This is a genomic window from Paenibacillus sp. EZ-K15 (assembly GCF_002573715.1).
Classification (GTDB): Bacteria; Bacillota; Bacilli; order Paenibacillales; family Paenibacillaceae; genus Paenibacillus_AQ.
Map to the genome: position 1 here is coordinate 31334 of NZ_PDHM01000021.1, position 17297 is coordinate 48630.

General features: G+C 49.9%; 13 protein-coding genes and 1 other annotated feature (1 of these 14 cut by a window edge). All 13 genes read right to left on the minus strand.

The annotated features are described in order from the left end of the window. Nucleotides 1-82 precede the first annotated feature (82 nt). On the minus strand, nt 83-1354 hold the full coding sequence (locus tag CRG97_RS24245) for a Gfo/Idh/MocA family protein (protein ID WP_098748275.1): 1272 nt from the start codon (nt 1352-1354) through the stop codon (nt 83-85). Between the two features lie 33 nt (nt 1355-1387). Beyond that, nucleotides 1388-3010, minus strand: a complete 1623-nt coding sequence (locus CRG97_RS24250; RefSeq protein WP_098748276.1) for an extracellular solute-binding protein — start codon at nt 3008-3010, stop codon at nt 1388-1390. Between the two features lie 48 nt (nt 3011-3058). Then, complete coding sequence (locus CRG97_RS24255) at nt 3059-3943, minus strand: carbohydrate ABC transporter permease (protein WP_076324174.1); 885 nt, start codon at nt 3941-3943, stop codon at nt 3059-3061. Between the two features lie 19 nt (nt 3944-3962). Continuing rightward, a complete protein-coding gene (locus tag CRG97_RS24260) occupies nt 3963-4922 on the minus strand; it encodes an ABC transporter permease (protein WP_098748277.1) in 960 nt (319 codons plus the stop codon). 729 nt (nt 4923-5651) lie between these two features. After that, nucleotides 5652-6695 (minus strand): LacI family DNA-binding transcriptional regulator, encoded by a 1044-nt coding sequence (locus CRG97_RS24265; RefSeq protein ID WP_098748278.1) that lies wholly within the window; start codon nt 6693-6695, stop codon nt 5652-5654. A gap of 212 nt (nt 6696-6907) precedes the next feature. Continuing rightward, nucleotides 6908-8092 carry an MFS transporter gene (locus CRG97_RS24270; RefSeq protein WP_098748279.1) on the minus strand — a complete coding sequence of 395 codons (1185 nt, stop codon included), beginning with the start codon at nt 8090-8092 and terminating at the stop codon, nt 6908-6910. Between the two features lie 149 nt (nt 8093-8241). Further along, on the minus strand, nt 8242-8544 hold the full coding sequence (locus tag CRG97_RS24275; RefSeq protein ID WP_076324483.1) for an ArsR/SmtB family transcription factor: 303 nt from the start codon (nt 8542-8544) through the stop codon (nt 8242-8244). Nucleotides 8545-8589: 45 nt separating this feature from the next. After that, nucleotides 8590-9801, minus strand: coding sequence for a glucuronate isomerase (locus tag CRG97_RS24280; protein ID WP_098748280.1), 1212 nt, complete (start codon nt 9799-9801; stop codon nt 8590-8592). A 29-nt stretch (nt 9802-9830) separates the two neighbouring features. After that, nucleotides 9831-11402, minus strand: a complete 1572-nt coding sequence (locus CRG97_RS24285; protein WP_098748281.1) for an extracellular solute-binding protein — start codon at nt 11400-11402, stop codon at nt 9831-9833. Nucleotides 11403-11713: 311 nt separating this feature from the next. Then, nucleotides 11714-12613: an NAD-dependent epimerase/dehydratase family protein gene (locus tag CRG97_RS24290; protein ID WP_098748282.1), complete on the minus strand. Its 900-nt coding sequence runs from the start codon at nt 12611-12613 to the stop codon at nt 11714-11716. Nucleotides 12614-12717: 104 nt separating this feature from the next. Continuing rightward, entirely contained in the window at nt 12718-13590 is an 873-nt protein-coding gene (locus CRG97_RS24295; RefSeq protein WP_098748283.1) for a LysR family transcriptional regulator, read from the minus strand. Nucleotides 13591-13778: 188 nt separating this feature from the next. Then, on the minus strand, nt 13779-14942 hold the full coding sequence (locus tag CRG97_RS24300; RefSeq protein WP_098748284.1) for an MFS transporter: 1164 nt from the start codon (nt 14940-14942) through the stop codon (nt 13779-13781). Between the two features lie 491 nt (nt 14943-15433). Further along, a complete protein-coding gene (locus tag CRG97_RS24305; RefSeq protein ID WP_098748285.1) occupies nt 15434-16996 on the minus strand; it encodes a 2-isopropylmalate synthase in 1563 nt (520 codons plus the stop codon). A 102-nt stretch (nt 16997-17098) separates the two neighbouring features. Further along, nucleotides 17099-17297: a binding site (T-box leader), on the minus strand; it runs 32 nt beyond the window's last position.

Below are 17297 nucleotides of genomic sequence, written 5' to 3' on the forward strand. Positions count from 1 at the left end.
GCCGCGGATCCACGAGATCGGCGGTTTCTTCTTGGTATCTATTGTGAATTTTTCATATGATGTATTTTTAATATGATTTCATTTATTTCACCGCGTTTTCTTCCGCCATCAATTCCCGCGCATATTCGTTCAAATTGATGGATTGGCCGTGATTCAGCCTCGATTTCTCTGCCGCGAACGCAATCAGATGGCTCCGCACGGAGGCACTGGCCGACGTCAGGCTCTCCTGCCCGTTATAGCTCCGAACCTCCTTCAGGAAGCTGGCCACAATTCCGCTGTCGCCCCCGCCATGTCCGCTGGACTGCGAAGGAATCGTAATCTCTGTTTTCTGTCCAGTCAGGAAATCGTAAACCGTAATCTTGCCTTCCTCACCACGAAGCTCGCCGCGGGTGCCCATGATCTGAATTCTGCGCTCCTGTTCATACGTGAATCCGCACATGCTGAACATCGCGGTGGCACCGCCCTCAAACTCCATGTTGACGACCTGATGATCGACCACATTGTTATCGCTCCGATATACGCAGCGGCCATAGTCCGTATCGCGAAGCCCTTGAATGATGTTCGGCTTGGTCAGCTCCTGGGTGAAATGCCCCGCCCATCCCTTGTACTGATCGCTCAAGTAAAACCGGGGTGCCGAATATGGACAGGTTGGTTCTACCTGGCAATCGAGGCAGCGGTCGGCCGAACCTTCGGGGGCCTGCTCCTCCCGGAAATGCATCAGGGAGCCAAACGAAGTAACCTGCGTACACGGCCGGTCCATCAGCCACGACAGCACATCCATATCATGGCAGGATTTGGCCAATATCATCGGGCTGGCCTTGTCGGAGTTATTCCAGTTCCCCCGCACAAAGCTGTGCGCGATATGCCAGTATCCCACATTCTCGTTCAGCTGGATCGAAGCCACCTCACCGATGGTCCCCTCCTGAATCACGCGTTTGATGGTACTCCAAAAAGGGGTATATCTCAGAACATGGCATATGGTCAGCAGCCGGTTGTTGCGAATGGCCGCCTGCTCCATCTCAAGACACTCCTTCGGTTCCGGAGACATCGGTTTCTCCAGAAGCACGTGATACTGTTTCTCCAGTGCTTGCATGGTTGGACCATAGTGCATGCGATCCTGTGTACAGATGACGGCGATATCGGCAAGGCAGGGCTCCGCCAGCAGCGGCTCCCAGGATTCATAACACCGTTCCGGCGGAATTCCATGCTTCTCGGCAAAACGGATTCGCCGCGCCGGATCGGCCTCGGCCACGGCCACGAAGGTCAGCTCATGCGGATAATCCAGGGCATAGGGGGCATAACCTCCGGCGCCGCGCGCGCCTGCCCCGATCAATATGGCTTTCATTTGTGTCATATCGTGTCGCTCCTTTTTATGTTTAGGTACTCTCTATTCGGCGTAACGATCTGCCGCGGACTGGTAAATGGCCAGATAGCGGTCCACTCCCATTTTTTGCAGGGTGGCTACATACTCGTCCCAGTTATCAAAGGACTCGTTGCCGGCAATAAATTTATCCCTCATCTCATCCACGTACGTGTTAATGTCGGTCTGAATGCCGGTAAGCTCGGACTGTTCCTCGGCCGTAAAATTAAACGGCGGCCAGACTTTGTCTTGAGGGATGACATACGGCTCCGCTTTTTTCGCGTTCTCCACAGAAGTCGGCAGGCCTTCCGCTCCTTTAAAATACTTCTGCGTTACAAAACCTGGGTAGTATCCGCCAGGCCAAATCAGGTACTGCCCTACCGCCTGGTCCAGATTAAGTCCTTCCGGGTTATTCTTAATATCGTCCACATAATCCACATTGCCGTCTGCATCTTCCGTATACGTTTCATCTTCCCAGCCCATGAAGAACATGCGGATGCCTTCGTCGCTGTAGAAGTAATCCATCCAGCGGATCAGCGCGGCCGGATTCTTCGCTTTGTCTGTCAGGACAAACATCCCGATATTGCCCAGGGGTGAGCCCGTAGCGCTGAACATCTGATCGCCGTGCGGTCCCTTCAATACGGGAAGCCCCACATAACCCTTCTGGTTATAAATGGCGACCGGGTCCACGTTATCTACTACCCCGAGGAGCCCTTCCATTCCCTTCGCGTCCACTTCCGTGCTCTGAACGGACATGATGTCCTGCTCCAGCAGGCCGTCCTTATACAGCTTGTTCACGAACTGAAGCAGTTCTTTGTACCTCGGATCAGACGGAATAAAACAGACCTTTCCGCTCTCTGGATCGGTATCGAAGTTAATGTTGGAAGTCCCGTTATAATTCAGGCCAAATGAACCGCGCAAGTAGTTTACGATGCCGGCCGTTTTGACGCCACCCCAGGCGTATTCATCCTTCTGGCCGTTTCCGTTCGGATCCTCCTCCTTGAATGCCTTCAGCATGTTGTAGAATTCATCCAGCGTCTGCGGCTCGGCAATCCCAAGCTTTGTGAGCCACTCCGAATTCACCCAAGGCGTTCCGTACAACACGGAACGAAACTCCGGATCATACAGCGTCGGCAGCCCGTAAATGTTGCCATCCGGCATCGTGATCCCCTTCTCGATCACCGGGTACTTCTCCATCAACGCCTTGAAATTCGGCGCGTATTGATCGATCAGATCATTCAGCGGGATAAAAGCTCCCTGCTTGCCGTATTTCAGCAAGTCCGCCCTTGGGAAGGCGGAGGCGTAAAACATTTCCGGATAATCGCCGCCGGCGAGTAGCAGGTTCCGCTTTTCCGCCAAATTGTCTTTTTGCACCGTGTCCCACTTGACCTGGATATTCGTCGTTTTCTCATATTCCTGCCACAGCTTGATGCTGTTCCAGTCCGCGTTGGCAAAGAACTTTCCGGCAAAACCGGTCACCGTTATCTTGTCACTGACAATCGGAAACCCGGTCTCATTAATCGCTGATTTCCCTTCACCCGCGGAGTCCGATTCAGCCGTTCCTCCCGTGCCTTTTGAACTGCAGCCCACCGCCAGCGATACCGACAACATGCAGGTCAATAGAAGACTTCCCCATTGCTTCAGCTTCATCCGTAATCCTCCCCTTTTCATGTTCCATCCATATATCCATGCAAGGAATTATCCTTTGATGGCCCCAATCATCACGCCTTTGACAAAATACCGCTGCAGGAACGGATAGAGCGCCAGCACCGGAAGATTAGCCACGACCAGCACCGCGTATTTAATGCCTTCCACTTCCCTTTGCTGCTTAATCGCCGATTCGGTCGACATTTTGACCATGTCGTTCGTTTGTCCCTGAATCAGAATTTCGCGCAGGATGAGCTGCAGCGGAAATTTATCTTTATCCGATAAATACAGAAGTGCATTGAAGAACGCATTCCAATGACCGACCGCATAGAACAAAATAGTCACCGCGATAATCGGCATGGACAGCGGCAGTATAATCCGGGTCAAAATTTTAATATTCGAGCAGCCATCGATCGTCGCCGCCTCCTGCAGCTCACCGGGTATGGACTGCTGAAAGAAGGTGCGCATAATGATGATGTTCCAGATGGATACCGCATTCGGGATAATCATGACCCAGAGCGTGTTCAGCATGCCGAGGTTCTTGATCAGCAAATACGTCGGAATGAGTCCTCCGCTGAAAAACATCGTGAAGACCAGCAGCGCCATGATCGCATTTCGCCCGACAAAATCCTTCCGGGACAGCGGATAGGCCGCAAGGATGGTCATCGTGAGATTAATGAATGTGCCCAGCGATGTATACACCAGCGTGTTGGTAAAACCGCTAATAATATCCTTGTTCTGAAATATTTTCACATAGGAATTCAAGTTGACTCCCTTGGGCCACAGCAGCATCTCGCCCCGTAGAACCGCCTGTGGGTCGCTAAACGATGCGCTAAGCACAAAGACCAGCGGGTACATGACAATGATGGTGACCAGGATCAGAATCGTATAGTTGATAACATTAAAAATGCGGTCCCCTCTGGTTTCAATTTGCATGCTTCTTTTACTCCCCTCTTTACCAAAGACTGGTCTCGCTCACGCGCTTCGAAATAAAGTTCACGACAACCAGCAGGACAAAATTGATGACGGAATTAAACAATCCGATGGCCGCGGAGAAACTGTACTCGGCATTCTGAATCCCCATTCGGTAGACATAGGTGGCAATAATGTCGGAGCTCTCCATGTTCAGGTTGTTTTGCATCAGGAGCACCTTCTCGAACCCGATACCCATAATGCTGCCCATGTTCAGGATCAAGAGGATGATGATCGTTGGCATAATGCCTGGGATGTTAATATGCCATATGCGCTGAAGCCTGGTCGCACCATCAACACGCGCAGCTTCATGCAGCTGGTTGTCAATGCCGGCAAGGGCAGCCAAATAGATAATGGAGCTCCAGCCCATGGTCTGCCATACATCCGACAGAACGTACAGGGATTTGAACCAGGAGGGCTCCGTCATGAAATTGATCGGCTGACCGCCGAACATTTCAATAAAATGATTGATGATGCCGTAACGGGGCGACAGGAAAATCATCATCATCCCGACAACGACCACGGTAGACAGAAAGTGAGGAGCATACGTGATGGTCTGCACGAATTTCTTGAAACGTTCAGCCCGAACCTCGTTCATGAGCAAAGCCAGAATGATCGGGATCGGAAAACCGACCGCAAGGCTGTATAAACCGATGCCCAGCGTATTCTTGATCAGGCGCCAGAAATAATAACTGTTGAAAAAGCGATCGAAGTGCTCAAAGCCGACCCATGGACTGCCCCATATTCCTTGCGTTGCTATAAAGTCCTTAAAGGCGATCTGGATGCCGTACATCGGAACATACTGGAACAGAATGTAATAGGCGATGACCGGTGAAATCAGGGCATAAAGCTGCCAATTGCGTAAGATACGATTCCACAGTAAGCGCTTACGTTTTGTTTCGGGTACCGCGTTTGCTGCGGGCTGCAGGGCCGTATTAGCCAATGAGCATCACCTCGTATGTATGGGATTGGGTTAACCTCGTTTCACTAGCAAAGCAATCTTGACATGCCAACAATGCGTGGGGTATCCACTCATTCAGCGAATTAGTTCCTTCCCATGAATGAAGTGTGAAACATACTCGTTTATGATTTTCCTCCTTTTCTCTGCAATTCGTCATATGACTAAGCTACCACCACCTCAAGCTATCTGTTGGCCAATACCTTTTTGGAGCGCACTATATGTTAGATATAGTAACGCAATATTATTTTATAAATAAAACCCGAACAAGTCAGGTGTTATTTCATTTCTTGGATTTATTTTGGATGTTTATTTGGCTAATTCCGGATTAAATTTGGATACATATTGGTATATGAAAGGCATAACGCTGAGCATGCGTAGGGCCTGATCCATTAATAAGAGGAATTCTTTACCTTCATAATCTCTTTATATCAAAGTAATGAAAGCGCAAACAAAAACAAGGTGGAAATATGCGAAGTGTGGTTCATTTCGAATTCCAAAATCGGAAAATTCATTCCAAACACATCATTGATTTTCACTCATAATAATATAGCAATATGGCATTGTCAAACACTTTTTTGGATTTTTTTGGCGCAACAACCCCAACAATTAGGTGAAATCCGTAAAAAAACAGCTGTCGGATTTCATGCCGACAGCTGTTCGATGATCCTTTTTTCGTCTACCTATGTCAACTAATCATACATACTGAGTCAGTTAGTTTCGTTCTCTGGTGAAACTAGAGGACTCCCGAACAATCAATGAGCATGGCAGTAATATTTTGGTTGCCACCTTGAAATGTCCGTCCAAATAATCCACGATGGATTTGGCGGCCACCCTGCCGATCTCGTATTTGGGCACGGAAACCGAGGTTAACGGAGGCGTTGTATATTGGGCTACATCAATGTTATCCATCCCCACGATCGCGATATCTTCCGGTATGCGACCTTGATTCTCGACAACGGCACGCATGGCCGGAATGGCAAGCATGTCGCTGGCACAAAAAACAGCCGTTGGCCATTGCTCTTTAGGAAGCCCCCCCAATAGATCGGACATCTTGCTGAAGCTCCGATCCACATTCCATCCGGTATTCATCAGCCACTCCTCGCGCACTTCCAGGTTGGCTTCCAGCATAGCGAATTTATATCCGACATACCGTTCTTCGCTCTCCATCTGCTTGGAATACGCAGGTCCCCCGATATAGGCGATTCGCGTGTGCCCCTGGTCAATTAGGTGGCGTACGGCTGCCCTCGCTGATAAAATCCGGTCACAGTCTACAACGGGCACGGTCAGCTGCTCATCATTCAAACTCACGCCCATGATGGCAACCCCGGCCTGCTGTATCAGTTCAAACAGCTCCTTGTCGTACCAACTGACGGCTACAATCCCCTGGGCTCCTGTCTCCCTAAGCATGAGGCGTATTTTGTCGGCATCGCCGATTTCCTCGCATGTACGAACGATCGCCGGGGACTGTCCGAGTTCCTCCATTTTTTTATGGAAACCGGCAAGAACCGTTGAGAAATACGGGTGGTCGTCCATCAGGTTTTGGGGAACGACGCAGACAACCCGCTTATCGGCCTTGCCGTTATCATGTACGCTTTTGGATGACTCAGGCAGTTTATATCCAAGATCAAGCGCCGCTTGCCGGATTTTCTGCTTGGTATCCTCGCTGACCGGACGATTTGCATCATTGCTGATGGCCCGCGAAACCGTAGATATGGATACCCCGACTCGTTCGGCGATATCTTTAAGCTTAGCCAATCGCATCTCCTCCTTCGCAAAATTTGGAACCAAATTTTCCGCCATCCATTGATCATAGCATAAACTTTCTCGTTTTGGGGCGTCAAATTGATGTCCCTTTCATCTCTGGAGAAGGGGGGATGTCTTACAGATTCTTTCGTTTTCCGACATTGTTTGAAGATGCTGCATATCAGGCGCCGTTACAGCATAGCTGTCACCAGCGGTTACTCACATTAAGCTTCCAATGGCACGCGCCCCGTGCTCTCCCGCTTTCCTAATCGGAAAAGTACAACCGACACTACTATGGCTATGGCAACGCCCCCGGCACCGATCCAGGTGATGGACGATAAGGACCATTGCTCCACGGCAACTCCTCCGATGCCTGCGCCAGCAGCCATCGAGAGCTGCATCACGGATTGGTTCAGGCCTAGCATAACCCCGGATGAATCCGGCTCCAGCTGGACGAGGTTATACTGCTGCGTCGGACCCGAAGACCAGGCGGATAAGGACCATATAACAAGAATCGCAAACACGAGGATGACAGATACGGATGCATGGGTAAAATTCAGAACGATTAACGCAAGAATATGCAGTATCATGCCACCGGTTAATGTGAGCGGTACCCCCCATCGATCCGTACTGAATCCACCGAACTTGGAGCCAATGAGACTGGCAATGCCAAAGGCAAACAGTGCTGCACTAATCAGACCTTCGTTCAGGCCGCTGACTTGAAGAAGGTACGGAGACAGGTACGTATAGGCAATGGAGTACCCGCCCAGCCAGAAGAACGTGATCGCCAAACCGAGTGCGACTTTTGTCTTTTTGAGCAGCGCAAATTGCTGAAGCAGCGGCACGGGAGCATCTCCTTTTGTTTTCGGAATCGCCTTATGCAGCACGATCATGGAAACAACCCCTAGAATGGCAATGAAACCAAATACGGATTTCCATCCGAAAACAGCAGCTACGACACGACCGAGGGGGACGCCAATGATCAGGGAAGCTGTGAAGCCCATGACAACCGTAGCGATTGAACTCGCCTGTTTACCCGGAGGCGCGATTTTGGCGGCAATCCCGAGTGCCGTTACGACTACCATCCCTGCGCCCATCGCCATAATAACGCGCGCAATCACAAACGGAATATACCCCGGAAGGGCAAATGACAATAGATTCGCTATCACAAAAATACCCAATGAATAAACCAACAGCTTCCGTCTCTCCACTCTAGCGGTCAGCGCCATAAGAATAGGGGTCAAGATCGCATATACCAAAGAGAAAATCGTGATCAGCTGGCCAGCAGCGGTTATCGTAATTCCTAACGAATCTGCAATTTTATCCAAAACTCCCGATATAATATACTCTGATGTTCCCACTAAAAAACTAACGATAGCCAAAAAATAAATCTTCCAAGCACCTGTCATGATATTAATTCCACTCCCTCTATAGTATTTATATATCACGAATTGTCGATATGTTAAACCAATAAAAATACATATCGCAATATGTAGATATATAGTATGGAGCAAGACTGAATATTCCTTATTTCTTAAGGAATCATTCAGCACCTGCTCTATATCTCCTGCTTCAAATACTCTCCGATTTCCTGGATAACTTCTTCATCCCGCTTATAATACGTGAATTTTCCAAGCCGCTCCGTCTTGATCAAACCTGCCCGATGCAGAATCGATAAATATTGCGATGCGGTGGACTGCGTCATATTCAGTTTCTCGGTCACCTGGCTTACGCATACCCCGACTTTCCTCATATCAATCCCTTCGTGGGGTGTAAAATGTTGTTCCGGTTCCTTGAGCCACTGCAATATTTCAAGCCGCGATTCATTCGACAACGCTTTAAAAACTTCGATTGGTTTCATACGTATCATTATATCGGGAATTATCGATGTGTCAACCTGTTTCCCTCAAATACCTCCCGAACGAATGCCATAGCGTCTCATAGCACTCGCGTAGAACCATTCATGTGCCGTATGCAGCGCCGTCTCTTCGTCGATCCAGCCAGATAGGATCCGTTCCCACAGAAACTCGGCAGCCAGCTTCTTCACAAGCAAAATCTTGCCGTAACTCCATTCCATGCAGCGGGCATCGGAAACGATAATCGAGCTCTTGCTTGCCGGGAGTGCCTCCAGACGGTACTGCATGCTGTCCCGGTAGGTGCTCGCCCGGAAGTTGAACCACCACATGCCGCCGACATGAACGTTCGGGAAATTCCAGGCTGCCTGTACAGCATCAAGATTGCTCAGCTCCGATGCAAGCACAAGCTCAAATTCACAACGATACGACTCAAACAAAGCAGTCAGCTTTAGAATCCGCTCTGTATCGTTGGCCGGGAACGCCGTACCGCACCACGACCTCTCTACTCCCAGAAACAGCTGAACGAGCAGGCCGTTCCGCTCCGCAGCACCACATATGACGTGCAGCAGCTCCATCAGAATGTCGTCACGCCCGCTTGCCGGCCCAATCTCCTTACGGATGTGCGAACTCGATTCATACCGCGGCAGCGTTGTCATGATGCCCGGGAGGCCAGCTTCGCGAAATCTGCCGAGCAGCAGGTCAATCTCGCCTCCCACATCCAGAAAAGTCCTGGCCGGATCATTAGATTGCACGATGCGGTCAACCCAGGGACCCAGCACGCCATCAATCCTGTGGATCAATACGGCATCATCCCGCATGCCTTGAAACGTTGCATGTTCCGGATGATTCACGACAAACCGGCGGATGTTCATCCGGTCTGCCGTTTGTTGTGCCCAGCCCTCTTCGGCGGACGCTTGCCGTACGCGAGCCATAGCTTCCCGCACCGAATGTTCATCTTTGATGGTAACTTCGTATAATTCACGCATAATGGAGGTGAATACCCAGTTCATCAGCGTGCTTCTCGTTGATTGATAGGCTTTTAGAAAAGCAGCAATTCGCTCCGCCTCCGGCAATTTATCCGCTTCATCCGGGTAGCCACCGGCTTGCAGCTCTCGGTAGAACCAGAAGTAATGGGCGATCTCCCAAAAGTCCCTTGCGCCAAGCCGGTCACCGATAAGATGGGTATGGGTATCGAAGACCGGCAGCCCCATGATTTGCTCGAAGAATACAGCTTGTTTGCCGCTCATATCATGCAAGCTCATGTGAACATCTCCTTCTCTTCATGAATCGGTTATTTCCGGTTTTCCGAGATGACAACGCCCTTCTCTTCGTTGTAGCGGTCTGTGGCTTCCTTAATAATCTCAAGGCCACCCTTCTTCTTATATTCCTCAATCACTTTCGGCCAATCCGAGATCGGCTCTCTGCCATAAATCATCTTGATCATATGATCGAGAACCAGCTTCGGCCCCACGTCATCGCCTTGCGGTGCGGTATCCGGATATTTGGAATACGCGTCCAATGCCGGGGAGAAGCGGATCGACCCCAGCCCTTCCTTGAAGACCACCGTATCCATGAACTTGATCATGTCCTGCCCGTCCTCGGTCAACTCTTCCTTTGCCTTGTTGTACACCATATCGTGGACGAACCAGAACATGCTGCGGAAACCGTCTTCATCCATGGCTTCAGGCGTGGATGGAGGCGTGAACTTGATTGCGCCGTTCTCCCGTGTGTAAGTTTCACCTTCAATGCCGAACGAGAAATATGTCTCCGCCTCCGGCGTCAGCATCCAGTCAAAAAACTTGATAATGCCGATGGCTTTCTCCTCTGAGACCTTGCTATTAATATAGTAAGACGTATTAATGCTTGAATACAGAAGATGGCCTCCGGTGTTCTCCGGACCGCGCGGCGATGCAATGATATCAACCTTGGCGTCTGGTACGGCATTTTTCAGCTTGCCGCGGAAGCCTGCCAGAAGCTGGGCGTTGGCGGACCACATGCCGGATTTACCGCTCTCAATGTTTTTTCCATAGTCACTGGAGGTCAGGGTCGCAAAATCTTTGGGAATCAGACCTTCATCGTACATGGTCTTATAGGTCTCCAGTGCCTTCGTCATATTTTCCACGTCAAAGAACTTGGGAACAACCTCCCCGTTCTGCAGTTCGTACTGGGATGGCAGCACATCGAACGCCCCCAGAATCGTGTCGGCATATTTAAAGTTCTCCCGCATTTGATACGGGAACTCAACGCCTTCCTTCTTCATCGCACGCATTACGTCCAGAAATTCATCCACCGTTTTTGGTGCCGGGAGCTCTGTCTTTTCCAGCAGATCGGTCCGGATATACAGCCCTCTCCGGGACGGGTTGGACAGCCATGCCGGTATTCCGTAAATTTTGCCGTCATAGCTTGTCTCCTGCCAGGCTTCCTTCGGCACGCTCTTCATCAAATTCGGAGCATGCTCCTTCAGCAAGTCGTCAAGCGGCATAAATACGCCTGCTTCTACGGAACCGGACATCCCCTTGCTTGTAGCCCCTCCCACGTTCTGAACAACATCAGGAATATCATTAGAGGCAAACATTAAAGTCATTTTGCTATCGAAGTCCTTCAGTGGAAGCATCGTCAGTTCAATATCCGTGTTGGTCAGCTTCTCAAGCTCCTTCACCCATCTCTCTTCATTTACATCCTTCGAACGCTCGACATGTTTGTTTCCGCTGGTTGCCATGGACATCGTGAAGGACAGCTTGCCATCAGCGGCAGCGCTTGATGAACCGGAGGTTCCACCATCCGCTTCCTTGGCACCATTACAGCCGACCGCCGTTAAGGCGATTAGCGCGCTCATCAAAACCAAACTCCATTTTCTTCTCATGCATATCGCTCCCTTCCATATTTCTTACAGATTGTTTACCTTTGTCGCTTCTGCACAACGGCTCGGATTTCGAGCTGCCCATCTCCTTATGAAACCGGATATCCCTTTCCCCCTTGTGCGTATCACCTCAAAACCTAAAGCGCTTTCATAATAACATCCAACTCCGGAATATTAACATGTACTTTCTTCTGATCGCATGTGTTTTCCTATGCTGGTGGCGCAAGCAGACCGGGATGCCGATAACCGTTTCATGGTCACACCTCGTCAAACGCACAAAAAAACGGCATTTCTGCCGTTTTGATTTGCAAAGCTTATTTTACATGATCATGAATCCAGTTCAGCAGCGGTTCTTCCGCAGGCTGCCAGCCGAGTAAATTCCGGGCGTGAACGGCACGCACGCGGCTGTTCGAGGCAATCGCGAACCTCGCCCAGTCTCCAAGCTCAGCCATCGCATCCTCAGCCGGCCAAGACATCGTTTTTCCGCCGAAACCAAGAGCCTTGCTGACGGATCTTGCGATATCCCCATAGGATTCCTCGCCGTTCTCCGCAAAAAAATAGGAAGCGGACGGCGCTTTCGTAAGAGCCAGCAGGTACAGCCGTGCCAAATCCTTGATATGGACGTTGGACCAACGGTTGACCCCTCTGCCCACATGAATGCCGGCTGCCATTTCACGCGACTTCCGAATAATCTGCGGCAATTGATCGCTCTCTGTAGGCAAACCAAGCGCGTCCCCATATATCATGGAAGGCACGATCACGACGCTTCGGACCCCGTCGTCGATTCCGGCTCTACGCACACGGTTATTGATCGCCACGCGTTCTTCCCGGATATCCATCGGCGTGAATGGCGTCTCTTCATCGTAAATCCGTTCACTGACGGAATCTCCCCTGGCGTCATCGCCGACGACACTGGAGCCCGACGTATGCAGGAATGGTTTTCCGCTGCCGCGTAAAGCTTCAATGAATGTTTCCACCGCCAGACGATGATCCGAGTCCGCCGTGTGAATAACCGCATCGCTCATTTGCGCGTATTGGGTTAGCGTCTCCGTATCCTCCAATGTCCCGAGTACGGGCGTTATGCCCAGCTCCTGAAGAGCATCTATTTTATCTCGATTGCGTACCAAGCCGTACACCGTATGACCTGCATCAAGCAGAACTTTCGCAACGGAGCCTCCTATATAACCGGTAGCACCTGTAACAAAGACTTTCATGTTGTGAACTCCTCCTGTTTTCAGACTTTAGGTTGCCCTCTCATTCTAACGGCAGCCCTATCTATAAAACAAATCATGAAATTATCGCGTATTTATAAATATTATTATATATAATCCCGAATTGTGGAGATGGCTTCTTGAATTTGAGGCAGATGCTTATGTTTGGCTTGATAAGCAAAAAACAACTCATTGGTCACTTTGCATTCTTCGCATATGACTTTCGATTTACCCTTGTCTGCCGAATCGCCTAACAGATAGGTCGCCACAACGCTTAACCCCATACTTTGCTCAACCGCCCTCAAAATCATATGTAAATTCGGAATGATATGCTTCGGTCTAATTAATGGCCTCTTCTTAAAGTGCTCTCGCCAAATCCTTCGTATGATGGGCAATTCCAAGCCATAGCTGATCCAGCTCTGGGAGGATAGCCACCGCTCCTTCTGCTGAACCCCCGTAAATACAGGTACGTCGTAATCCCCGGGAGCAACGATAACAAATTCTTCTTCCATAAACTTCACATACTCGATTCCCGGTGTTTGATACTTCTTGGACGTAATGACAATATCGAGCTTATCTTCCTTTAATAGCTCCAGCAGCTCATCCGCGGTCCCAAAATGGGAGAGCGTACATGTGCTGAACGTTTCAAGCCGGGGCAGGATTTTCTCACTAAAAAATTCATGCGCCGCTCCGATCTTAATGACCGTAAGCGAGGGAAGGGAAGCCGATTTAAATTGCATCGTCGTTTCTTCAAGTGACTCGATCAGAGGAGCCAATTGCGAGTACAGCTCCTTCCCTCGTTCGGTTGGCACCATTTTTCGGGTCGTGCGAATAAACAGCGCTTCTCCCACCTCGGCTTCCAAGGCAGCGAGATGCTGACTCATCGCCGGCTGGGTCATGATCCGGGTCTTCGCCGCTTCGGAAACGGAATTATGCTTATAAATCGTGCAAAAGCTTCTGTACCACTCAAAATCGACCATCAATGAAGCACCTCCTGTCAAATATCAATCGAAAGGTCCCCTGTTGTTCTTACATTTCAATTTCTTAATACTAACATTCATTCCCTGATGCTGAGATCTTATTTCCTAATGTACTATAAAAGAGATGATGCTTGAATGTTTAGCAAAAAAAGAACCGACTCCTCCAGAATACGAGTCGGTTCTTTCGTTCAGGAAGATTTGGCAATCGCCGTTTTTCTCTCCTTGCCTCTAATGCCAGGCAGCAAGGAAAGCAAGCCCACGACAGCCAAGAGCGCTCCAACCCACAGAGGCGATGCCAAGCCAAAACCGGCATCTATGGTCATTCCACCCATAGAGGAGCCGACAACAACCCCCAAGCTGATAACAGAACCATGAACCGTCGTTACAAGTGACCCCGTATCGGCGACTCTTATAACCCGGGTAGCCATCGCCGGGTTCATGGGCACACCCACCAGACCAACAAGCGCAACAGCGATCATGGCAATGACCGGGCTGTGAACGAACAGTCCAAATACCACCAAAGCAGCGGCTAAGGTAATCAGCCCTATCGTGAGAATCGGCATCATATAATGATCCGCCAGCCTGCCGGTGACCATGTTGCCAAGCACCGTCGCCAAGCCGTAAACGCCAAGCAGGATCGGAACCGCCTGAGAGCCAAAGCCGGCAAGATCGGTTAAGATCGGCGAGAAATAACTGAATGCGGCAAAGGTAGCTCCGATAATCAGCATGCTTGTGGCATATGCAGCCCACAGCCGGCGATTCTTAAAGGCAGCCAGCTCTTGCCGGATGCCAGCCTTCTCCGGCTTCGGCAGGGATGGAATCGTAAACAGGCCTACCAGTCCTGAAACAAGCAGCAGGACCACCACGGCCCAGAAGCTGGCACGCCAGCCCAGCAGCTGCTCGATCCACATCGCCAGCGGAACTCCGATTGCGGTAGCAACCATCAATCCGCCGATAACGATAGAGCTTGCGCGTCCCCGTGACTCCGGATCAACAAGGCTGAAGGAGATAGCGAGCGATACACCGAACGCGGCAGCGGAGGAAAGCCCTGTAATGATCCGCGCTGCCAACATGACTTCGTAATTCGGGGCTATGGCGCCTAAAGTCTGTCCCATTAGGAAGATAACGGACACGGTCATGAAGGCTTGTTTGGGCCTCACTTTCAACAGCCCTATCGTCAGCAGCGGCCCTCCTACGATCATCCCGACCGCATATGCTGTAATGAGATATCCGATGGCGGCAATCGAAACGTTGAATTCCGCTGCAAGCGAAGGCATAATGCCAGCCACCATAAATTCGGAGGTGGTCATTGAGAAGATCATTAGGCCTAATACATAAATGGAAAAAGGCAATGGGAACAGCTCCTATCATAATTATTCAATAGTTTTGTAACTTTCGGTACAAAAATAAGCGCATCAAGTCCAACCACACTATAAACCGCACTATAGCTGGATTACACTTTCACATAAAAATCAACTTCTTTACTATTCAGTACAAAAATATTCAAAAAAACACGCCTCTCTAAATTACTACATTTCGTAATGTACCATTTCGTCGTTGCAACAACGTGCCCTCCATACTCTTCTCATGGTGTTGGCTGCTCCTTTCCTAAGGCTTTCAGCTCATTATATATATTTTGTAACGATCGGTCAATAAGTGTTATTCATTCCACAGAATTGTCCTTTACGACAGCCAAAATACCCCGCTTCTACATTAGAAATAGACGTGGGGTATTTAGCTCCGCAACAGCTTTACGTTGCCTTAATGACTTGCCCATTAGTGAACGTACCGAGCTTCCTTAGCTTATCAAATCAACCATCAACGATCCCAATGACGGCATTAATTATAGTTCTCTCGCCGGCTCTTGCACCTGCATATCGTGGCTGGTATCAAGCAATACCGCATTAATTCCGTTAAGAAAAGCCAACGCGCTTGCCTTAATAATATCCGTATCCATTGCGCGCCCGGAATAGATTTTGCCCTGATATTCGATTCGAATGTTTACCCGGCCGATGGCTTCTTTTCCTCTGGACAGACTGTTGATTTTGTAATCCTTTAACTGTACGTCCAAACCAACCAACGCTTTCATGGCGCTGTACAGCGCATCGATCGGGCCATCCCCTACCATGCTGTCCCTGAACGTCTCGCTGCCTTTTTTCAGCTTCACGGTTGCCGTCGGATACAGATCATTGGTCACGACCTGGAACGAATCCAGCTCATACAGATGACTGCTGACTTCTTCATGGGTACGATGCTGGGTCACCAGATAAAAAACGTCATGATCATATACTTCCTTCTTAGCATCGGCAAGCTGAAGGAATTTCTCAAACAGCGCTTCAAAATCTTCGCCTTCCCCTGTCTCGAAGCCAAGCTTCTCCACCGCATTCTTGAACGCATGTCTCCCGGATCGCGCTGTCAGGATCAGCTCCATGCTGTCAGCGCCAACTTCCTCCGGCGACATAATTTCGTAAACCTGTTTATCCTTAAGCAATCCATCCTGATGGATGCCGGAAGAGTGCGCGAAGGCATTCTCACCCGTAATCGCCTTATTCACCTGCACATCCAGGCCCGTCAAATGCGTCAACAGCCTGGAGGTTCTAATCAGCTCCTTGAGCCGGATATTGGTGGAGGCCTTAAAGTGATTCTCCCGGACTTTGAGTCCCATGACCACTTCTTCAAGCGACGTATTGCCTGCGCGCTCCCCTAAACCATTGATCGTGCATTCTACTTTTTGGGCGCCGTTTCTCACTGCGCTGAGCGTATTCGCCGTAGCAAGCCCGAGATCGTTATGGCAGTGAACGCTGAGAATAACCTGGTCGTTCAGATTCTTCAGGCGCTCGTTGATTTTGCGGATCAATTCGCCAAATTCATCCGGAACGGCATAACCGACCGTATCCGGTACGTTAATCATCGTTGCTCCGGCCTTCACGACGGCTTCGATCGTTGTCCACAGATATTCAAAATCGGACCTGGATGCGTCCTCGGTCGAATACTGTACATGAGGCAGCAGCGTTTTGGCGTACTTCACCGCATCAACACCCATCTGAAGCACCGCATCCTTGGAGCGGTTGAATTTCTTCTCCACATGAATGTTCGAGGTGCCGAGCACGATATGAATCAGCGGATTTTGCGCAAGCTTAATGCTTTCATATACGGCGTCGATATCGCCCTTCACCGCGCGTGCAAGTGCGGTGATCGAGACACTATCGCCTACGGATCGGGCGATTTCCTGAACCGCTTGGAAATCCCCTGCCGAAGACGCGGGAAAACCCGCCTCGATAATATCGACGTTCAGCCGCTTTAGCTGCTGTGCAAACTCGATCTTTTGCTGTACGTTCAGTTTGGCGCCCGGAACCTGCTCTCCGTCACGCAAGGTTGTGTCCAATACGATAATGTTGCGTTCCATTTGATATTCCTCCTCGATAATCGATCATTCATTTTCGTTTATTTATATCAAGCGGGGTTGGTTAAACCCGGAATTTAACCAACAAAAAACCCCGCCTCTACGTATAGAGGCGGGGTTGAACCCGCGGTACCACTCTAATTCATTTTTATGCAAAATGATCTTCTTCGATGGCCATCACCATCTATCCCTATAACGGTGGAACTCCGGCTAACCCTACATGATCAGGCAGCTGTTCATAGACGAGTTCAAAGGGAACGACATTACCGTTTCACACCTGCCAACGGCTCTCTGAAAAGTCATT